This window comes from uncultured Bacteroides sp., from assembly GCF_902491285.1.
Lineage (GTDB): Bacteria > Bacteroidota > Bacteroidia > Bacteroidales > Bacteroidaceae > Bacteroides.
Map to the genome: position 1 here is coordinate 27,680 of NZ_CABUHK010000003.1, position 22,078 is coordinate 49,757.

Consider the following 22,078-nt stretch of genomic DNA (forward strand, 5'->3'; position numbering starts at 1 on the left):
TTATGAAAAAGATATTGATACTATTAATTTGTTTATTACCCATCATCATCTTTACAGCGTGTGATGATAAGGATGATATACGTAAAGATATTGACGACCTGAATGCCCGTTTGGATGCTTTGGAAGATGATCTTGTAGATTTGAACACAGGCATTAAATCTTTCCAGGACGCAATGAAAGGACTCGTTCTTATAACTGACTACTCAATGGATGAGAAGGGGAATTATACCCTCACATTGAGCGATGGTAAAAAGTTAGTTATCTATAGTGGTCAACCTGCCGGAGAAATTCCTATACTTGGTGTTAATGACGCAGGTAACTGGACATACACTCTTAATGGAGAAACAAAAGAATTGACAGATAAGGATGGCAATCCCTGTCCGGCTGTTCCGGTAGACGGAAAAGACGGAAAGACACCGACCATATCAATTGATTCGGACGGCTATTGGTGTTATACCATTGAAGGCGGCGAAGTACAGCGCATAGAAGGTCGTTATAATATTGCAAATATTGAGAAAATTCCAGGTGGCATATTCTCAAGTGTCACAGTAGAGGGTAATAATATGACTTTTGGTTTTGCTGACGGTTCTACGACCATACCTTTATTGGGTGGTTTGAATCTGGCTTTCTCAAACGTATCGGGAGAACTTACTTCCGTAACAGTAGCCAAAGCAAGTTCCATAACCATAACTGCAACGTCGACCAATGTTGACAATATCATTATCGACCAAACTCCTTTGAAGGTAAATCTGACTGATGCTGCATCCGATAATTTAACGATTAGCGCGAAGGGAGTAGCAGCGGGCGAGTATACTGTTTATTTCCAGATATTCTCTAAAGAAGGATATAGATTGATTAAACCGTTGAAAGTGACGGTTAGTGAATAAGTCGAACTAATAAAAGCAAAGAAATTATTATGAAATTCTATAAATCATTCATATTATTCAGTTTGTTGGCATTGACTTTTGTGTCATGCAACACAGACGACCAGGAAAGAGACATTGATGCTCTAAAAGACCGTGTGGCGAATTTCGAAGCACAGGTTCAGCAGTTAAACGATGAAATGAACATCATTCGTGTGCTGTTGGATGGTAACAAGACTATTACGGATTATTCTGTTAATGGTGATACTTATACACTAACTCTAAGTAATGGTGAAACATTGACTTTAACTCCGGGTGCAACCGGTGGTAATTATCCTTCTATTGAAATCGGTGAAAACGGAAACTGGTTTATAGGTGGAGAAGATACAGGTTTGCGTGCCAAAGCAGAAGATGGAGACGACGCATCAATTACCCCTAAATTTAAGATTGAAGCTAATCCGGCAGATGGAGGAAAAAAATACTGGTGGGTAAGCTATGACAACGAAGCCACTTGGAGTGTTTTGGAAAACGGCTTGGCCGAAGGAACAAATAGCCAAACAAATCCTATCAAAGCTGCGATAGTAGAAGGAGACAACTTTAAGGTTACTCTGAATGATGGGAGTGAACATCTTATTCCTATTATAAAAGGACTGGAATGTGCTATTAATGCTCCGGAGTCTATGACTAACGGTTTTTGGATGGTAGCAGGAGGAACAGCATCTTCTTTTACTGTAAAAGTAAATTTGGTTGAAGGAGATTTAGTACGGGTGAATGCTCCAACAGACTGGAATGCAAAGATATTGCCATACGTGACTGGTGCGAAAGAAGTTACTGTAACTGTAACCCCGCCTTCTACAGCAAGCGAATGTGTGATCGTAGTAGAGGTGACTCATGGAGTGAATACTGCTACGGATCAGATTAAGGCTAAAACAACAATAAATAGCTACTGGGCAGAATATCAAGCCGGGTTGGATATTAGAGTTGGAAATTTAGTTATTAATAAGTATGATTATCCGAATGCGGAATTAATATCTGAAGATAATGCAGGTAGTTTTACTGTGTTTACAACAGATAAGGTTTATTTCATTGACGCAGATATTAGCCTTACTGCAAAAATGGCCATACAAGATTATCTTATTCTGATTAATAATAATCCGGATAAGAGAGCAACGGTAGAAATGGGAGCTGGCAAGTTCTTTGCTTTTAACTCGCCAAATGCGACAGCAACAGGTCTTCTGTGCAAAGGTTTGATTATTGACGGCACATTAAATGCCAATTATTTGTCAACTTTAGAAGGAACCGGAACTTGTATGTTCGAATACTTGGCTATGGATGATTGTATTATTAAATTAGGTAAAGCAGGGAATAATCGTGCACTGTTCAATATTTCTTCTACGAGTAACACTACTACCTCTATTAAGACTTTTATACTTAATTCATGTCGTTTCTCATTGACGAATGGCAGTGCCGAAACGAGAATTATTAATTTCCATCCTAATAATGCGACATTTATTAATTCAAATATTCAGATAACAAATAATGTATTTTATGCTGAAGATGCGGCTACAACCATTGATTTGAAATTATTAGTTTATGCTAATACGAATATTACTTTCCTTGTTGAAAGAAATACATTTGTCAACGTTGTTCCGAACTCTACGCAAGGATATATTCAAGGAATCCCGAGTAATGAGAGCTTATTGGCTAAGAATATAGTATGGAATGGTGGAGCTTGGAATGGTGGCTGCAACTGGATTAGTTCTAAGGCGGGATCATCGACTCCATCAGACAAGACAAAGATTGAGGATAATATTGTGTTTGACGAGAGTGGAGCAAAATGGTTATTCTTTAGAGGTGGTAACGGTACACCTTCAGGGATAACAAATGCTATAACTCCTTTGAAAGGCTCTCCTTTTGTAAGTACAGACTTTGCTGCTGGTACATTCATTCTGAATGATACTTATAAAGGAAAATATGGTTCGGACATTGAATAAATGAAGATAATAATGTGATTTCTTGATTATATTGTATGGAATAAGGCGAAGAATCTTTGGTGCTAAGTATATAGTGGTAGATTCTTCGCCTTATCAATAGATTTGAATTTAAAATATGAAAAGCATGAAACTGAATTTATACGCTACTGTCACTACTTTTATCTTAGCTGTTAATATATCCTTCTCTTCCTGCTCTGACGATGAAGTGGTAAACAACAATCCCATCCCCGATCAACCAGAACAAATAACGGAACTTATCACCCAATACAATACAAATATTTCTGCCTATCAAGCCATGCTGGCAAATAAGGTAGAGATTGTAGATTATACTTCTGACGAGAAAGGACACTACAAACTGCAATTGAGCAATCAGCAAATAGCAGATGTGTATGCCCAAACTGCCGAAGATAAAGATATTCCTCTGTTGGGCATTGATGAAGAAGGTTATTGGATCTATCAATTAGAAGGTGCTTCTTATCTCCTGACAGACTTGCAAGGCAATCCAGCTTCCGCCCTGAATAAAACCGGAAAAGCAGTTTTTACCCCCATGATAGGAATAGGAGAGGACGGCTATTGGCAAGTTTCCTATAACGGCTATCAGTGGAAACGCCTAAGTAATTCTCCAGTTCCATTCCTGACTGGAAAAACAGCCAAAAACTTCTCCCTTTACCGTTCAGCCACTTTGAATGAAGAAACGGGCATAATTGTCCTGAAACCCCGTATCGGAGAGAGCTCATTGACACTTCCTACCCATAATAGCAACACTACACCTGCCTGGAAGAAATTCCTGATGAACAGCGACGATAATATGTTACTCGACTTCTCCTATGCCGGATATAAACATGGAGAAGTAGCACCACCGGATGGCTTTTCACTAGGATATGAAGTGATGAACGTGAAACAGCGTATGGAAGAGAAGAAGATGAGTGCCCGGGAAGCCTTAATAGATATTCTGAAAGAGAAGAAAATGACCCGTGACGGTGATAAAAACGGTAATAATCCGACTGCACGTATTGTTATTTATTTCCCTGCAGGAGAATATGTTTTGCACAGTGAAGACGACAACGGAATGAGAGAACCCGAAGCCGGAAAAACATATGCTACAGATAGTAAGGGAAACAACACGAGCTACCGTATTCCTATTAACGGCGGATACTTCGTTATTAAAGGCGACGGCCCGGATAAGACTAAGTTGATTATGGAAACGCCCAATTTGCCGGATAGTAAGGAAGTGATGTACTCATCGCCGACTTTGCTTGAGATTAAGCATAATTCAGGATTAAAGAAACTATGTGATGTAACGGCTGACGCTGCCAAAGGTAGTCATACAGTAGAAGTTTCCGATGCTACTATGCTGAATACAGGTGACTGGGTATGTCTCTATCTGTTGAACAATGACCCGGAACTTGTGAATAAAGAGTTGACTCCTTATCCTGTAGAAGCAACTATGGTTAATATCATAGAAAACGGCGTAAGGGTTCAGGATTTTCATCAGATTATTGCAAAAAGCGGTAATCGTATCACTTTCAAAGAACCCATCATGCACGAAGTAGAAGCACGTTGGGGGTGGGAAATCCACCAATATCCTCATTATGAGGAAGTGGGAGTAGAGGATCTTGCTTTTGTGGGAAATGCTGTAGATGATTTCAAGCATCATAGAACCTGGGAAGATGATGGCGCATACAAACCTGTGGATATGACCCGCTTAACTAACTCTTGGATGCGTCGTGTCAAATTTACGAGTGTCAGTGAAGCCAGTTCTATAACAAACAGTGCTAATATCTCCGCCTACAATATAACCATAGATGGTAACCGGGGACACTCTGCCATCCGCTCCGCCGGTTCTTCGCGTGTGTTCATCGGTAAGGTGACAGACCGTACGAATGGTTTATTGATAGATGACAGGAATATCCGTGAAGAAGGTGCCGGGCAATATCATGCCTGTGGAGTATCAAAACCAAGTATGGGAGCCGTTATCTGGCGTGTACATTGGGGAAAAGACGCTTGCTTTGAGTCGCATGCCACACAACCGCGTGCTACGCTGATAGATGCCTGCAGGGGAGGATTCATGCAATTCCGCCAAGGTGGTGACTATGACCAGCTTCCCAATCATCTTGACGATCTCACAATTTGGAATATGTATTCGGAAAGATCACGTGTGGCAAGCGGAAATTCTGCTCCTGCCGGTGTGTTCGATTGGTGGCGTATTGGCTTTAAAGGATGGAAATTCCTTCCGCCGATTATTGTCGGTTTCCATGGTGATCCGCTGAATTTTGTGCAGGAACAAGTGAAACTGGATGAAAGCCATGGCACTCCCGTAGAGCCTGAATCGCTTTACGAAGCACAGTTGGAGAAACGTTTGGGCTTTGTCCCCGACTGGCTAAAAGAACTGAAGTAAGCACATGACATTTAATGACAACCCTTATAATAATAGATTGATTATGAAATTAAGAAACCTGATCTGCTTATTCTTGTTATGTGGTGGGGTAGGAATACCACTTCATGGTGCAGCAAGCACATGTTCAGTTACTCGTATGCAAGCAGAAATGTCACAATCTGATATTTCCATAAAAAAGAAGGAACTGAATGAATTTCGGAAAAAGTATAAACTTACTGCTCCGAAAGCTAATCCCAATGAGGTAGAAGCTGCTTTGATACAGATACAAATGTACCAGTTGGAACGAGTGAACGCAACGACCGTCACAGGGAGCTCATTGCTGAACAAAGACAAAATCACACTTCAGCAGGGAAGAGATATCGCAAAGACGGTACGTGCCCTGGCTTTTGCGGCATTTAAGGACGGTGGCGCAGCGAAGAAGGACTTGTTCCTGTTTTTGGATTACTTGTTTTCTCAAAATATTATAGAGAGTATTCCCAAATATAAGTATAGTAATTATAACGATGTCCGTAAAGTCCCGGCTGACTTATTAAGTGCGTTACCTGTATGTGACGATATGCGGAAAAGCCGGTTGATAGTAGCAGTTCAGAACCTGCTGGAAGCAGACCAGCTAAATCTTAGAGACGAAGAAATCAGGCAAAAAGTTAATTCGGATTATATCTATAATGTCGTCCCACATCTGTTTGTCTGCGCTGTTCATAATCCGGACGAGGAACAGGCAATCAAAGACTTATCTGCTTTCTCACACTTTTTGTCCGCATGTACACAATATAGTCCCAGCGGATATGATGTGCTGAAGCCGGATGGTACCGGATTCCATCATAATACCCATTATAATGGATATATGTACTCTTATAAGACCTGGGTGGAGTATATGGGACGCTTGAAAGGTACTTCTTTCCGCATAGAAAAGGAAGCATATCAACGGATGAGCAAAGCGGTAGTCAGTGTTTATTTGATGGCCGTTCGCTCAAATTCTGATAAGGATCGTTATTATGCGAATAGTATGGCAGGAAGACACCCTTTTACGGGGCTGGATGTGAATTTCTCGCAGCAGCTTTTTGAAACCTTGATTGAAGTAGGAGCAGATATACTTGGCATACCTTATGATAAGGAACTGGCTGCTTATTATAACTATTTCTATAAGACAAAGAAATATAAGGACGCTCCCGAACTGAATGCAGATGGCTTCTATCAGTTCAATTATAGTCCTGCCGGAGTGTATAGGCAGGATAATTGGGTAGCCGTCATGCGTTGCCCGACTACTAATTTTTGGGGAGGAGAGATATACAGTAAAACGAACCGCTTTGGCAGATACCAAAGTCATGGAACACTGGAAATCCTTTATGAAGGCGGATTGTCGAAATGCGGTTATCCTGCGGATAAAAAGAAGAAAAGTGCAGGTTGGGACTGGAATATGATGCCGGGAAGTACCACCGTACACTATACTGACTGGAAAGAGATGATGCCTAATAAGAATGATACTGACCGTTTCGATCAGAAATCGACTACTACCCACTTTGCAGGTGCCTTATCCTGGAAAGATTGTGGCATCTTTGCGTCAGCTTTCGACCAGGATGACCGCTGGGGAAGCCGTCGTTTTGAACCCACCAATCTCTCATTCTGCAAGTCTGTATTTGCTATTGATGGCATGCTGTTTAGTTTAGGGACAGATATCTCGGCAAAAGGTACGTATCCCAACGAATGGATTACTGCCACAAACCTTTTCCAATCTATTATTTCAAAAGACTGTAAACTATTGATAGTAGATGGCAAGGAAATAGAGAAAGGCAAGGAACTAGTGATTGATTCACAGGCTCCGGCCTGGATGGTGGCTCCTACTACTACCGGATATTTTATACCGAAGGGGCATGACAAGCTGATTATTAAACATGAAGAACAAACGACTCCTGCATCAGTAGGAATGGCTGTCGAATCCGGTAAGGAAGTTGCCGCAAAAGCTTATTTGCACCACGGAGTGAAACCCGGGAAGAAGAATTATCAGTTTATGGTTGTTCCGGCCACGACTCCCGAAAAGATGAAGGAGCTTGCAGCGCAGCAGGAAAAAGAGCGTATCTTTAAGGTTGTTACCGCACAGGACTCCGTGCATGTGATTAAGCATCTTCCTTCGGCTACGACAGCTTACGCATTCTTTGCGCCGGCTTCTCATCTGTCTGCCGGTGTAGTATGTGGTTCCGAAACTGAACTATTGGTGATGGAACGTCCGGATAAAACAGGAAAGAAGCTGGAACTGGCTTTATGTAACCCGAATCTTCGCCCGGAAACGATTGCAAAGAATAACTGGAAGCCGACTCCCACACAAGTTTCGATAGAATTGAAAGGAAAATGGACTGTAGAAGCAGGAGATAAAGACCTGCAGGTATCATTAGAAAGGAACAGTCGCGGAAATACGATTCTGAAAACTACGCTTTCCGAAGGCAGTCCGGCATATGTATCATTAGTGAATAAATAGAGTTAAGCATAAAACAAAACTATGAATTTAAGAAAGTTAGTAGGCACATTATTACTAAGCTGGGTGTTTGTGTGCGGGCAAGCCAAACAGCAGGTAGATATGGATTGGTGGCGTGAAGGCCGCTTTGGAATGTTCATCCATTGGGGACTTTACTCCGTTGCTGCTGGAGAGTGGAATGGAAAGCCAGTAGATGGCATTGGCGAATGGATACAGAACTTTGCGAAGGTGCCGAACAGCGAATATGAGAAACTGGCAGATAAGTTCACTTTGTCCAACTATGATCCGGATGCATGGGTAAAGTTGGCAAAGCAGGCAGGAGCACGCTATATCGTGTTTACGACTAAACATCACGAAGGCTTCTGCCTTTATCCGAGTGACGTTTCAGATTTTGATATCGAACGTACCCCTTATAAGAGAGACCCTTTGAAAGAGTTGGTAGAGGCCTGCCGTAGACAGGGATTGAAGGTCGGGTTCTATTATTCCCATCGACAGGACTGGCGGGAAGAAGATGCGGCCGTTATGAAGAATGAATATGATGGGCATTATGGTAAGCCAAGATCCGAGGTAAAACCCAATTTAGACCGATATATCAAAGAAAAAGCCCTATCACAAATGAAAGAGTTACTTACCCGGTATGGCAAGATTGATCTGTTGTGGTACGATACTCCGTTTGATTTGACAAAGGAACAAAGTCAGACATTTGTAAATGTAGTCAGAGAACTGCAACCGGAATGTATAATTAATGGTCGCGTGGGTTATAACCTGGGTGATTATGGAGCATTGGGAGATAATGAAATGCCTTGTTCACGTGTGAACATGGATTTAGAGATGGTGGCCACAATGAATCATACCTGGGGGTATAAGAAGAATGACCATGATTGGAAAAGTCCGAAAGACATACTTTGTTCGCTGATAGAATGTGCAAGCCGTGGAGTGAACTATATGATTAATATCGGCCCGAAAGAGGATGGAACCGTACCGCAGCCAAGTGTTGATATCATGAACTTTATCGGTAACTGGATGCAGGCAAATTCAGAATCTGTCTATGGAACATCGGGTAATCCTTTCAATGATAATTTTCCCTGGGGATATGCTACACATAAGGATAATATCATTTATCTGCATCTGTTGCGCGAACCCCTCAATAGGCGTATTATATTGAAAGGTCTTCTGTCTCCTGTGGAGAAAGCCGAGATTCTATCTTCCGGTATGGCTGTTCCTGTATCGGATAAGGGGCATTACGCCTTGACGATTCCTGCTGAACTGGATTACGGTCAAATACCGGTTGTGAAGTTGGTGTGCAAGGCTCCTGTTCGCTTCAGTGAGGACAACTATATGAATGAGAATATAGTGAGTATTCCTGTCGCTAATGGAAAAATCATTCCGGGGAAGGAAGGGAGTCTTAGTATTGCAGAAGGCGGGAATACACAGAATTTCCATGCGGGGACAGGCAAGTTGCAGTTGAAATGTGAAATTGACGAACCGGGGGCCTATAAAGTACGAATCTTTACCAGCCGTCACTGGAGAAGAACATTTGCCGAAGGGGCGAAAATAACACTGAAAGTGGACGACAATCCTTCCTTTAATTCTGTCCTGATGCAGAAAGATGGTGAATTGGCTAATGTGCGTCAGAATTCGTATCCGGAAACATGGAGTGATGTTGGTACAGTGAACTTCAGGCAGAAAGGAACGAAAGAACTGGAGCTTGCGGTAAATTCTACAGGAACATTCAGCCGTTTGGGATTCTTTGGTGAAGATATTCAGAATGAAAGTGAAAACAATATTCGTTTTATGAGAATAGAACTTATAAAAGAGACTCGCTAACCGGAACTTTACTTTTATAGGAAGTGCTAAAATAAAAAAGAGAGGGGCCTCGCGGTTCCTCTCTTTTGGGGGGTTAAATTGATTAAAGTCTGATTTATATAAACGTTTTCAATTAAGGTTAGAAAAATCGCGTAATATATTGCTTTTGTTGTAACGCATATTCATTGTTTAACTCTGTACAAATGTAGCGACTTTGTACCCGTTCTTGTGGATATAATGATTCAAGATTGGTGCAAAATCATACAATTCTACTGTTCTCATATTTTTATTTCTCTCTTACGGTTTCCAGCAAGGCAGACAGTTCTTTTACGATATCAGGATGCTGCTTTGCTACGTTCGCTTTCTCTGATGGATCGGACGATAAATCATAGAGTTGCGGTTGTTTGTCGTTTCCTAGTTCCATCTTTGTCCAGAACTCAATAGCAGGGCTGTCGCTTGGTTCGATGTACTTCCATTGACCTTTTACGATGGCGAGTGTGTTGTTCAGGTTCTGCTGAACGATATAGTCACGGTCTGTATTGCTCTTGCCTAAAAGTACATTCAGGTGTTCTTGGCTGTCGGGTGCCGCTCCTTCTCGCAGAGGTTGGTTCAGGAGAGAGGCAAGCGATGCATATACGTCGATTTGAGAGAAAAGGGCCTGTTGTTTGTTTGGCTTTACTTTGGCGGGCCAGCGTACGATGAACGGGATGCGTGTACCTGCTTCATAAGCACTGTATTTACCGCCGCGGTAGATTCCCATCGGGGTATGTCCGTTGAGCAGTTCGTAAGCATGATCCTGATAGCCATCGTCAATAACAGGGCCGTTGTCGCTGGTGAAGATAAGGATCGTGTTGTCGGCGATGTTGAGGCTGTCCAGTGTGTGCATGATTTCTCCGATGGTCCAGTCCAGTTGCAGGATGACATCGCCACGGGTTCCGAGCCCGCTCTTTCCGGCGAAGCGCGGGTGGGGGATACGGGGGACATGTACGTCTTGTGTACCCATATATAAGAAGAAAGGTTCTTCCTGATGGGAAGCTATAAAATTCTTTGCTTTATCAGTGATGATGTCGGCAATATCCTCATCCTTCCAGAGGGCGGACTTCCCGCCGGTCATCCAGCCGATACGGGGGATACCGTTAATGATGGTATTATTGTGCCCTTGGCTGGGTTTCAGCTTCACAAGTTCCGGGTTTTCTTCTCCCGTAGGCCAGTCGCCTACCTTATGGTCGTAGCTGACGGTGATAGGGTCGTTAGGGTCAAGACCTACTACACGACCGTTTTCTACAAATACACAGGGGACGCGGTCTACGGTTGCGGGGATGATAAATTCATAGTCGAATCCGATGCTTTGTGTGTTCGGGCTGATTGGGCTGTTGAAGTCGGTGCCGCCTTTCGGACCCAGTCCCAGATGCCATTTGCCGACTGCACCGGTAGCGTAACCGGCATCTTTCAACATATCGGCCATTGTGACACAGGCTGTGTCAATGATAAGTTCCGAGTTTCCCGGAGCAATACCGGTGTTCTCTTGTCTCCAGGGATACATACCGGTCAGGAGCCCGAAACGGGAAGGGGTACTGGTGGCTGAGGTGGCATAAGCATTGGTGAATTGTACTCCCTGTCCTGCCAGTCGGTCAATATTAGGAGTGCTCACTTTAGTTGCTCCATAGCAGCTCAGGTCGCCGATGCCGAGGTCGTCTGCGAATATATAAATAATGTTGGGCTTTTGACCGTTTTGTCTATTGCTCTTTTGGGCTGCGTGGTTGCATCCGGTCAGCATCGCGATGCCGGGCAATAACGGAAGTAGACGTGAAACGTTTCTCATAATGTTGTATTTTAGAGGTGATATTAGATGCACAAAGATAAATGGTTGGAGAAATATGAATGAGTAGTAACGTACAAGTGAAGTGCAAAATTGTACACTGCTGTACCAATTGGAGAATATTTCCTTTGGCACAGCAGTGTCTGCTTAATGCATAATTATTTGATAATGAGAGTTATTGTTCTGCCTCTTCTTCTCCTTCTTCCTTCTCCTCACCTTTACGGTAAGCCAGCGGACTGACATGGTAAATCTCCTTGAAGCATTTGCTGAAATAGCGTGAAGAGGAGAATCCGATCCGGTCGGAAATCTCCGTGATATTCAGTTCCGGATTATTCCGTAACATGACAGCTCCTTTCTTGAGACGTATGCTCAGGATAAAGTCATTCGGTGTCTGTCCTGTCACCGCTTTTAACTTGGTAAACAAGTTTGTGCGCGCCATACCCATTTCCCGTGCGAAGATATTGACGTTGAAGTCTGTATTATCAAGGTGCTGTTCGATAATAGCCATTGCTCGATCCAGCATTTCCTTATCCATCGGATTGGTAGCCAGCATCTGTGCGAAAGCCTGGGGCTGTTTGCTGAATTTTTCCTGTAGCAACCGGCGGGAATTTACCAGGTTGTTGCAACGGGAAATCAGGAGATTGGTATTGAACGGTTTCGTGATATAGTCGTCCGCACCGATTTTCAATCCTTCAATATTATGCTCTATTGCAGTGCGCGCCGTTAACAGCACAATCGGAATATGGCACGTGTCGAAATCCGTCTTAATCCGCTTGCAAAGCTCCGTGCCGGACATACGTGGCATCACAACATCACTTAGGATAATGCTCGGCATATCTTTCTTTACCATTTCCAGTGCTTCTTCTCCATCGGAAGCGGTACTGACTTGATAGAATGTCTCAAAAATACCGACTAACATCTGCTTGATAGACTCATTATCTTCCACAATCAGCATCTTGGCATCTTCAATCCGCTTGTTGTCTTCTTCTTTCCATTCCGATTCAGATACTATTTCTGCTGAAGGCACGAAAGATTCTGTCTCCTGAATAGTAGTATCCGTATCGCTTTGTGCTATCTGTTCCTCGGCAAAATGCTGTTTACCTAGTTTCAGGGTGATGATGAAGCTGCTTCCCTTGCCCGGCTCGCTTTCTACGCGGATAGTGCCGTGGTGAAGCTCGACGATACCTTTTGTCAGAGCCAGCCCGATACCTGTTCCGGCACCGGTATTCAGTGAATTCAGTAGTTCGGTCTGATAGAACCGGTCGAAAATCTTGTCTATTTCTGCGGTGGCGATGCCTGTACCGGTGTCCTTTATTTCAATGATGGCATGGTCTTGCTCCTGCGAAACGTTGATGGAAATGGTATCTTCCGCTTTCGTATGTTTTAATGCGTTGGATAATAGATTATTGACTACCTTCTGCATCTGCTTTTGGTCATACCATACTTCAATGACATCTTTCTGCTTGTTGAACTTGAAGTTAATCTGCTTGCTGCTGGCATATTCAAGGAAGAGCAGATAATTCTCGTACAGGAAGTCTACCAGGTTGTGCTTGCTTACCTTAATTTTCATGTGCCCTTGTTCCTGTTTGCGGAAGTCTAGCAACTCGGTAATCAGTTCCCGCAGTTGGATGCTGTTCTTGTAGATTCCCAATACCTTATTATATATACTTGGGGTAAATGTTTGTACTTGCAGCAGAGTTTCCACTTGTCCCACGATAAGTGTTAACGGCGTGCGGAACTCATGCGAGATGTTTGTGAAGAAACGCAGCTTCGACTGGTTCAGTGCCTCCAGGTCCTCGATGTGTTTCTTTTCGTATTTCAAAGACTCGCGGAGTTTGATTCGTGAATTATAGTTCTGAATAAGATACCACAACAGACTGATTGTGACAATGGTATAAATCAGGTAAGCCCACCACGTCTCATACCAGGAAGGAAGTACTATTATAAGAAGTTTGGCTTCTTTAATTCCGTCCCGCTGTGATTTGATGACGAGTGTGTACTTGCCCGGATTCAGGTTCGTATAGGTGATGAGTGTCTGTTTGCGATATGTATGATTCCATTCGTCGGAGAAACCTTCCAGACGATAGAGAATTTCGTCTTTGTTGGCAGGAATGAAGTTGGAGGTGGCGTATTCGATGGTGAACATCGACTGATTCGCTTTCAGGCTAATCTCCGGTGTGTGGCAGAGCGACTGCTTCAGGATGCCGGTTTCATCTCCGGGGGTAACTTCCCTTCCGTTGACCAGCAGGCGGGAAAGGATGATATTATAGGATTTCGGGGTAAAATGGAATTTCTTTTCCCAAAAAGAAATCATTCCCTGAATACCGCCTAGAAATACTTCTCCATCACGCGTGACAAACAGCGCATTCTCATTGACAGCAGTCAGCGGGAATCCGTTTTCCGTACCATAGTTATAGAACTTCTTGCTCGGATAGTTGAATTGCGAGAAGCCTTGATTGGTTATCAGCAATAAATCTCCTTTCTGAATGGAAGATTCGAATACTTCGTATATACAGTCACTGGACAAGCCATCTTTCTGTACATCGAAATTTTCGAAATCATTGCTCTCTTTGCGATAACGGTCTAATCCGCTGCCGGAAGTCGAGAACCACAGGTTTCCGTTGCTATCCTGCATGATATTGTTGATATTGTTGTTGCTGAGGCTATTCGGGACAGCCGGATTATGCGCGTAATTGGTGAGTGTGTTGGTGTCGAACCGATAGGAGTAAACGCCTTCTCCGGTAGCTGCAATCCATAGAGTACCGTCTTTGTCGAAACAGAGACTGGCTACCATACTGATATTTCTGCCCGCTTTGGTTTCCTTGAAGAGTTGTTCACAAGTACCTGTTGCCGGGCTGAACAGGCAGATACCGTTCTGTGTGGCAATCACCAGTTTATCTTTGTACGGCACAATATCACGTACAATATCCGACGGCAATGAAGTTGAGTCGCCCACCTTCATCCGGTAGACGGTGAAACGGTTGGTACGCAGGTCGAGTTTGTTCAGTCCGCCCAGATGCGTGCCAATCCACATAATTTCATTAGCACGGTCGTAATAGATAGCCTTCACATTGTTGTGCGAAATACTGTTCTTCCCTTCTTCGTGACGGTACCAGCGGTATGTGTTATTTATCCGGTCGTAAACGTTTACACCGCCCCCTTCGGTACAAATCCACAGATTGCCATCTTTGTCTTCCGTCATTCTTCCGACGATAGGGCTACTCAGACCTTCCTTCTCCGTGTCTCCCACTTTATAGCGGGTATAGATCTCATATTCGGGATTGAAGTAATTCACTCCACCGAAATAAGTTCCCAGCCAAAGCGTCCCCTGTTTGTCTTTTACGATACACCAGATAGAAGAGTGGGTGAGTCCGTCGGGACTGTTGTCGTTGGCAGTGTAGAGATGAAACTTGCCTGTGCGTCTGTCATACCGGTTCAGCCCGTTGAATGTTCCTATCCACAAATCTCCGGAGTTATCTTCGCAACAGCTTCTGACAAAATTGGAACAGAGACTGTTCGGATTCATAGAGTCATGGTGGAGGTTTTCAATACTTCCGTCCGTTTTTATGTGGTAAAGTCCTTCTTCCCAGCTACCTATCCATAACTCCTTGGAAGAATCCTCATAGATACTGGTTATATTACCTTTGCTGACAGGCTGCGAAAGTGTTTTGCTTTCCGACAGGCAGTAAACGCCATTACCGGTAGTTCCCATCCATAGATTCTTGTTTTTATCCAGATGCAGGCAGGACAGAGTGATATTCTTTCCGGCAAGATGATAGAAAAGGTCGAAATTGCCTGTATTTTCATTATATACAAAGACTTCTTCCCTTTTACCTATATATAATTTCTCCTTAAAATAAATAGCATCTACATTACCTTGAAGCAATGTCTTGAACTTTTGGGTTGCCAGATCAAATTCAGCCACACCGTCGGTGCAGAGCAGGTATACTTTCCCGTTCTTATTTCCGGTGATGCGCAGCACTGTATTGCTGAACAGGCTGTTCGGGTCGTTCTTCTTGAGTTTAAAACTTTTAATGTCGTTACCGTTATACCGGTTTAGTCCCTCGCGTGTGCCGATCCATATAATTCCCTGTTCATCGATATACAGGCTGTTGACAGAGAACTGTGAAAGTCCGTCATCCGTGGTCAAATGATTGAAAGTAATGTTTTGACTTTGCGTACGGATAGCGGCTACGCTTAAAAATAGTAGAAATAAAAGAGTTATTTTTCTCACTAATTCGTTCTTTTAAGGTATTACTATTGGCAAATATATTGTTTTTATTTCATTTCTGTGAACCTTATTAGAAGAAAGTAACTATATTTGTATCATTCAAACGAAAGAAATATGAAAGTAAAGAAAATTAGTGCGGCTAACGTGGAGGCTTGCTCGCTTCCTAAATTATTCGATGAAGAAAAAATAGATTTTCAGGCCATTCAGTGTGTCAACTGGGCTGAATATCCCTACAAACCCAAAGTGAATTTTCGTATAGCTCACACGCAGGACTCTATTTTGTTGCATTTTAAAGTAAAAGAAGAGAGTGTGCGTGCCAGGTATGGTGAAGATAACGGTTCTGTATGGACTGATTCCTGTGTAGAATTTTTTTCTATACCGGCTGGTGACGGAGTCTATTATAATATAGAGTGCAACTGCATCGGGACAATTCTGATTGGTGCCGGCCCTGCCCGTAACGGTCGTGAGCACGCTCCGAAGGAGGTGACAGCTCTTGTGCAACGCTGGTCCAGCCTGGGCAATGCGCCTTTTGAGGAACGCGTTGAAGAGACAAACTGGGAAGTCGCTCTGATTATCCCTTATGCTGTGTTCTTCAAACATCAGATTGATTCACTTGATGGAAAGGAGCTGAAAGCCAATTTCTATAAATGTGGCGATGAATTGCAGACCCCTCATTTTCTTTCGTGGAACCCGATAGAAATAGAGAAACCGGACTTTCATCGTCCCGACTTCTTCGGTACACTGGAATTTGAATAATTATCCGCCTTCGGGACGGGCATAAGTTATAGAGCGTCATCTGTCTGTAAAAAAGAAGGGTGACGCTTTTCTTTTGCATCACCCTTACTCTATATGGAAAGTAACTTTGTTTATTTCACGATACCTCTTTCCGAGTTTTTCACGAAGTTGACGATTGTCTCGATTTCCTCGCTCATCGGCACTTGGTCGATAATCTTTTGTACAGCATCCTGAACGCTGAAATTACCTTGATAAATCAAGCGGTAAGCGTTGGCGATGTGGCGCAGGATTCTCTCCGACGTGTTGCGGTGTTGCGACAGGACTACGGCATTCACTCCGTGATATGCTACCGGATTGCCGGACATGATAACATACGGCGGTACATCTTTGGAGATACGGCATCCGCTTTGTACCAGCGTCCAGCTACCGATGTGGCAATATTGATGCAGGGTGACATTACCGCTCAGGATAACGCAGTCGTCCAGCGTACATTCACCTGCGATAGTGGTGCCTATGCCTACCACACAGTTATTGTTTATCTGCACATCATGGCAGAGATGCACTTTATCCATCAAGTAATTTCCGTTTCCTATTTTAGTAGCGTTGCCGGCAAAAGTAGCGCGGCTGATGACTACATTTTCACGAATATCATTATTGTCACCGATAATCAGACTGCTTTCTTCTCCCGTATAGTGGAAATCTTGCGGTTCCGCTCCCAGGACTGCGTTCTGATGGATTTTGTTTCCTTTTCCCATTTTAGTGCCTTGCAGGATACTGGCATAAGACATGATGACACAGTCATCTCCGATTTCCACATTCTTTTCGATGTAGGCAAACGGCAGGACAGTTACGTTCTTGCCTAATTTGGCTTCGGGGTCTACATAAGCTAACGGACTAATCATAATAGTATATGTTTAAAGTTATTTTTCTCTTCCACCACCCAGTGCCTGATAAAGGCTTACTACGGCCTGCATCTGGTCAAAGCAATCGGAAACCTGAGAAATTTGTGCGCTCAGGTAAGATTGTTGTGCGGACAGTACTTCCAGATAGGTTGAAGTCCCTAAGTTAAATAATTCTTTTGTATCTTCCGAAGCTTTCTTGGCAGATTCTACCTGCATCCGGCGGGATTCTACCTTTTCGCTGTTTTTCTGGTATAAACTCAGCGCATTGCTGACTTCACTTCCGGCGTTTAAAAGTGTTTGCTGGAAGGACAGCTTAGCTTGTTCTTCCTGTGCTTTGGCTGCTTTCAGGCGGGCGATATTCTGTCCGCGGTAGAATAGCGGCTGGGTCAGTGAACCGATGGCGGAAGCCAATAACTTGCCCGGATTGACAATTGCGCTTCCGGCGCTGTTTGTCCATCCTGCCGAACCACTGAGCGTGATTTGCGGGTAGAAAGCGGCACGTGCCGAGTTTGTATTATAATAGCAGTTTGCCAATGACATTTCGGCTGCTTTTACGTCAGGTCGGTTGGACAACAACTGGATAGGTACACCTGCGGAAAGTTCCGTCGGGAGTACTTGTGCTTCCAGTACGCCGCGTTTGATGGCGTGAGGAGCTTCTCCCAAGAAGGTAGACAGGGCATTTTCCGTTTCACGGATACTCTGTGCTATGTCCGGGATGGTGGCAAGTACTTGTGCATAAGCAGCTTTGCTCTGTTCAACTCCTGCTGAGTTGATGTTGTACATAGCGGCGTCTTTCATTGCTTCCATTGTTTCGGCATTCTTTTTCAGAATTTCAGCCGTAGCTTTGGTTATTTCCAGTTGGCGGTCCAACATCATTAATGTATAATACATATTGGCGATGTTGGAGATAACCTGCGTCTGTACTGCCTGTCGGTAAGCCTTCATTTGTTTCAGTGTAACCTGCGCATTCCGTTTGGAGTTCAGCAACTGGCCGAACAAATCGACTTGCCAGCTAGCAGTGACGGGCAATGAATAAGTTTTTGTAGCTGCATTCTTGTCGAAACTGCTGATAGTTCCTTGCGGGGACAAGCCCAGTGACGGAGCATAAGCCAGGCGGGCCGACATCAAGGACGCTTCTGCCGCTTTTACATTCTGTGCAGCAGACAAGAGGTCAGTATTTTGGTTCAGTCCCGCCTCGATGAGAGACTGGAGTTGTGGGTCGGTGAAGACTTCTCTCCACGGCAGATTACCGAAGTTGGTTGTATCCGAAGCCAGTGTATCATTATCCGACACCGGATCACGATACAGCCCGGAAGTGGTAATATCTTCGGGTCTGTCATACGACTTATAGATGTGGCAACTGCTTAGGAGAGCAGTTGCGCACAACATATATAGAATCTGTTTCTTCATATCGAATTTCATTATTTAGCGTATTGTTCAATCTCTGTTACGGCATCTGTATTGTCGATATCTTCCCATTCCATCGGTTTCACTTTTTCTTGCAGATACTGGAAGATAACAAACAAGACAGGAACGATGAAAATCTGGCAGATCATACCGATTAACATACCGCCGATAGAAGCAGTACCCAGTGTGCGGTTACCATGAGCACCTACACCGAAGGCAAACATCAACGGAAGCAGACCGACTACCATCGCCAGGGAGGTCATCAGGATCGGACGGAGACGGGCACCGGCACCCAATACGGCTGCCCATGTGATACTCATACCCATCTTACGACGGTCGAGGGCGAACTCTACAATCAGGATGGCGTTCTTCGCCAACAGCCCCATCAACATAATTAACGCAATCTGCATATAGATATTGTTGGACATCGTACCGAGAATCATCTTCAGCATCGAAATATTACCGATAGCACTCACTCCGTTCACAAACAGGAAGCTGCCTAACAGACCGAACGGAACGGATAGCAACACGGCCAACGGAAGTATGTAACTTTCGTACTGCGCACTCAGCAACAGGTAAACGAATACGAAGCAGAGGATGAAAATCAATCCGGTAGCACTACCACTGCTCTGCGCTTCTTCACGTGCCATACCACCCAGTTCGTAGGTGTAACCGGTCGGAAGGTTCTGGCTGGCTACTTCCGCCAATGCAGTCAATGCCTGACCTGATGTATAACCACTGGCAGGAGCCACCATCACTTTCATAGAAGTGTAGAGGTTGAAACGGCTGATGATATCCGGACCATATACCTTATCGATAGTGATGAATTGAGAGATAGGAGCCATTTCTCCGGCACTGTTACGAACCTTGATATTCTTCAAGGATTCCAGGTTCTTGCGTGATAACGGGTCCGACTGAATCATTACACGGTACATCTTACCGAAACGGTTGAAGTTGGACGCATACAGACCACCGTAATATCCCTGCATGGTAGTAAGGATGTCACTTGGGCTGATACCTGCCTTCTTACAAGCTGCCGCATCAATATCAATCATATATTGCGGGAAATTCGGGTTGAACGTTGTTTTTGCCGAATTGATTTCAGGACGGGCTTCCAGTGCGGCGGTATAGTCGTTGACTACATCGAAGAACTTGTTCAGGTCGCCACCCGTCTTATCCTGCATATTCACTTCAATATCCGTAGATGCCGAATAACCCGGAATCATCGGCGGAGCAAAGAACAATACCTGTGCTTCCTTGATGACTTTCTGTGCACGCATATATAAAGAACCCACCACAACGTCAGAGTTCTGTATCATCGAACGCTCGTCCCAGTCTTTCAGTTTGATGATGAAAGAACCGTAGGACGGTCCCTGTCCACCGATGAAACTGAAGCCGGAAATCAGTGTACGTGAAGATACGGCAGGATCGGCGGCAATCAGGCTGTCTACACGTGCCAGAATCTCTTCCGAGCGGTCTTGTGACGTACCCGGCGGCAAGGTTACAGCTCCCATTAGTGTACCGGTATCTTCGTTTGGCACCATACCTGTCGGAGTAGTGTTCATGAAGAACATAAGCAATACGATGGAAGCAACGACCAGTCCCATGGACAACCACTTCTTCTGGATGAAGAACAGTACGCGTTTCTTATACCGTTTCAGGATAGATTCATAGGTATCATTGAAACTGTTCTTGAATTTCTTCGTGCTCATTCCGATTAGTGCCAGAATACTGAGAAGTATGAGGATGGCGGTAACTATCGGGTTGATATTGAAGAACCCGAAAATCATACCGAGGATGACAACAAGCGTGAATGTGAGTGTGATTCCCGGATGCAACATCTTTCCGATAGCTTCGGTATATCTGTTTATCATCGTTGTATGAGCCGCTTTATAGGCTGTTTTCATACGCTCATTCAATGGAGGAACCTCTTCGGAACCTTCACCTTCCTGCTTATGCGGTTTCAGAAGAACGGCACACAAGGCGGGACTTAATGTCAAGGCGTTCAGGGCGGACAGACCGATGGCGATGGCCATTGTCATACCAAACTGGCGGTAGAATGTTCCTGCCGTTCCTCCCATGAAACTTACCGGAACGAACACAGCCATCATGACCAGCGTAATGGATACGATAGCACCACCCAACTCATTCATTGCGTCGATGGAAGCCAGACGGGCGGATGTGTAACCTTGGTCTAGCTTGGCGTGTACACCCTCGACGACCACAATGGCATCATCGACCACAATCGCAATGGCGAGCACAAGCGCACATAACGTCAGCAAGTTCAAACTGAATCCTACCAGAGACAGAATGAAGAAAGTACCGATAAGAGCTACCGGGATGGCAATAGTCGGAATCAATGTAGAACGTAAGTCCTGCAAGAAGATATATACTACGATAAATACCAGGATAAATGCCTCGAACAATGTTTTCAATACCTCATGGATAGAAGCGAACAAGAAGTCGTTGGCATTCATGGAAACGTTTATCTTCAGGCCGGCCGGCAGTGATTTGGACGCTTCATCCAGTAACACCTGGATGTCACTGATAGTTTGTGTCGCATTTGTTCCTGCCATCTGATAAACGATACAGGTTACAGCCTTATGTCCGTTTACGCGGTTGGTAAAGTTATATCCCAAACGGTCCAGTTGGATTTCGGCAATATCATTCAGACGAAGCACTTCGCCGTCGGGCAAAGATTTGATGACGATATTTTCGAACTCTTCCGGCTGTTGCAGACGTCCTTTGTAACGGATGGTATATTGGAAAGTCTGGTTACTGCGTTCACCGAATTGTCCCGGAGCAGCTTCCACGTTCTGCTCTGCCAATGCTGCGGATACGTCACCCGGCACCAGCTTGTATTGAGCCATCACGTCCGGACGCAGCCAGATACGCATGGAGTAGTCCTGTCCCATCACAGAGGCGTCACCCACACCCGGCACACGCTGAACTTGCGGAATCAGGTTGATTTTTGCGTAGTTCTCGATAAACGCTTCTGTATACGTATCGGTTTCGTCATAAAGAGAGAATACCACCAGCATGGAAGTCTGGCGTTTCTGAGTTGTCACACCGACTTTGGTAACTTCGGCAGGCAGTAATCCCTGTGCCATAGAAACACGGTTCTGCACGTTGACGGCAGCCATATCCGGATCTGTTCCCTGTTTAAAATAGATGGATATATCACCGGCACCTGTGTTGGATGCGTTAGAGGTCATATACATCATATTTTCCACACCATTGATTTGTTCCTCCAGCGGAGCAATCACGGAGTTCAATACGGTTGATGCACTGGCACCCGTATAAGTGGCCTTCACAGACACAGTAGGGGGCGCGATGTCCGGATACTGGGTGATAGGCAGTGTTGCCAGTCCGATAGCACCCAAGATTACTATCAAGATAGAAATAACTGTTGATAGTACCGGACGGTTAATAAATTTATCTAATTTCATACGA

11 protein-coding genes are annotated in these 22,078 nt (G+C 44.3%); 6 read left to right on the forward strand and 5 right to left on the reverse strand.

The genetic code is table 11. The features are described 5' to 3' along the window. Positions 1-2: 2 nt before the first annotated feature. The 5 genes from RDN93_RS01300 to RDN93_RS01320 all read left to right on the forward strand — a co-directional run bounded on the left by RDN93_RS01300 (position 3) and on the right by RDN93_RS01320 (position 9,552). Positions 3-887 carry a PL29 family lyase N-terminal domain-containing protein gene (locus tag RDN93_RS01300; RefSeq protein ID WP_308743871.1) on the forward strand — a complete coding sequence of 295 codons (885 nt, stop codon included), beginning with the start codon at positions 3-5 and terminating at the stop codon, positions 885-887. A gap of 29 nt (positions 888-916) precedes the next feature. After that, positions 917-2,857, forward strand: a complete 1,941-nt coding sequence (locus tag RDN93_RS01305; protein ID WP_308743872.1) for a PL29 family lyase N-terminal domain-containing protein — start codon at positions 917-919, stop codon at positions 2,855-2,857. Between the two features lie 124 nt (positions 2,858-2,981). Then, on the forward strand, positions 2,982-5,255 hold the full coding sequence (locus RDN93_RS01310) for a DUF4955 domain-containing protein (RefSeq protein ID WP_308743873.1): 2,274 nt from the start codon (positions 2,982-2,984) through the stop codon (positions 5,253-5,255). 43 nt (positions 5,256-5,298) lie between these two features. Then, positions 5,299-7,728: a polysaccharide lyase family 8 super-sandwich domain-containing protein gene (locus RDN93_RS01315; RefSeq protein WP_308743874.1), complete on the forward strand. Its 2,430-nt coding sequence runs from the start codon at positions 5,299-5,301 to the stop codon at positions 7,726-7,728. Positions 7,729-7,749: 21 nt separating this feature from the next. Continuing rightward, the gene (locus RDN93_RS01320; RefSeq protein WP_308743875.1) at positions 7,750-9,552 is read left to right on the forward strand and encodes an alpha-L-fucosidase; all 1,803 of its coding nucleotides are present in this window, start codon (positions 7,750-7,752) and stop codon (positions 9,550-9,552) included. A 265-nt stretch (positions 9,553-9,817) separates the two neighbouring features. On the opposite strand, the gene RDN93_RS01325 is transcribed toward RDN93_RS01320, so the two are convergent. Both RDN93_RS01325 and RDN93_RS01330 read right to left on the reverse strand, forming a co-directional pair. Further along, entirely contained in the window at positions 9,818-11,353 is a 1,536-nt protein-coding gene (locus RDN93_RS01325; protein WP_308743876.1) for a sulfatase-like hydrolase/transferase, read from the reverse strand. Positions 11,354-11,525: 172 nt separating this feature from the next. Continuing rightward, complete coding sequence (locus tag RDN93_RS01330) at positions 11,526-15,584, reverse strand: two-component regulator propeller domain-containing protein (RefSeq protein ID WP_308743877.1); 4,059 nt, start codon at positions 15,582-15,584, stop codon at positions 11,526-11,528. A 111-nt stretch (positions 15,585-15,695) separates the two neighbouring features. Here RDN93_RS01330 and RDN93_RS01335 point away from each other — a divergent pair, with 111 nt between their 5' ends. After that, entirely contained in the window at positions 15,696-16,337 is a 642-nt protein-coding gene (locus RDN93_RS01335) for a carbohydrate-binding family 9-like protein (protein WP_308743878.1), read from the forward strand. 110 nt (positions 16,338-16,447) lie between these two features. Here the strand turns inward: RDN93_RS01335 and lpxA are convergent, their stop codons facing one another. From lpxA to RDN93_RS01350, 3 genes are read right to left on the reverse strand one after another with little or no spacing between them, the layout of a single operon-like run. Continuing rightward, positions 16,448-17,218: an acyl-ACP--UDP-N-acetylglucosamine O-acyltransferase gene (gene lpxA, locus RDN93_RS01340; RefSeq protein ID WP_308743879.1), complete on the reverse strand. Its 771-nt coding sequence runs from the start codon at positions 17,216-17,218 to the stop codon at positions 16,448-16,450. A gap of 18 nt (positions 17,219-17,236) precedes the next feature. Further along, positions 17,237-18,628: a TolC family protein gene (locus RDN93_RS01345; protein WP_308743880.1), complete on the reverse strand. Its 1,392-nt coding sequence runs from the start codon at positions 18,626-18,628 to the stop codon at positions 17,237-17,239. Between the two features lie 11 nt (positions 18,629-18,639). Further along, positions 18,640-22,074 carry an efflux RND transporter permease subunit gene (locus RDN93_RS01350; protein WP_308743881.1) on the reverse strand — a complete coding sequence of 1,145 codons (3,435 nt, stop codon included), beginning with the start codon at positions 22,072-22,074 and terminating at the stop codon, positions 18,640-18,642. Positions 22,075-22,078: the final 4 nt, after the last annotated feature.

Excerpts from the sequence above, each read along its gene's own strand:
- RDN93_RS01300 (WP_308743871.1), top strand. The coding sequence starts at position 3 with ATGAAAAAGATATTGATACTATTAATTTGTTTATTACCCATCATCATC.
- RDN93_RS01305 (WP_308743872.1), top strand. The coding sequence starts at position 917 with ATGAAATTCTATAAATCATTCATATTATTCAGTTTGTTGGCATTGACT.
- RDN93_RS01310 (WP_308743873.1), top strand. The coding sequence starts at position 2,982 with ATGAAACTGAATTTATACGCTACTGTCACTACTTTTATCTTAGCTGTT.
- RDN93_RS01315 (WP_308743874.1), top strand. The coding sequence starts at position 5,299 with ATGAAATTAAGAAACCTGATCTGCTTATTCTTGTTATGTGGTGGGGTA.
- RDN93_RS01320 (WP_308743875.1), top strand. The coding sequence starts at position 7,750 with ATGAATTTAAGAAAGTTAGTAGGCACATTATTACTAAGCTGGGTGTTT.
- RDN93_RS01325 (WP_308743876.1), bottom strand. The coding sequence starts at position 11,353 with ATGAGAAACGTTTCACGTCTACTTCCGTTATTGCCCGGCATCGCGATG.
- RDN93_RS01335 (WP_308743878.1), top strand. The coding sequence starts at position 15,696 with ATGAAAGTAAAGAAAATTAGTGCGGCTAACGTGGAGGCTTGCTCGCTT.
- lpxA (WP_308743879.1), bottom strand. The coding sequence starts at position 17,218 with ATGATTAGTCCGTTAGCTTATGTAGACCCCGAAGCCAAATTAGGCAAG.
- RDN93_RS01345 (WP_308743880.1), bottom strand. The coding sequence starts at position 18,628 with ATGAAGAAACAGATTCTATATATGTTGTGCGCAACTGCTCTCCTAAGC.
- RDN93_RS01350 (WP_308743881.1), bottom strand. The coding sequence starts at position 22,074 with ATGAAATTAGATAAATTTATTAACCGTCCGGTACTATCAACAGTTATT.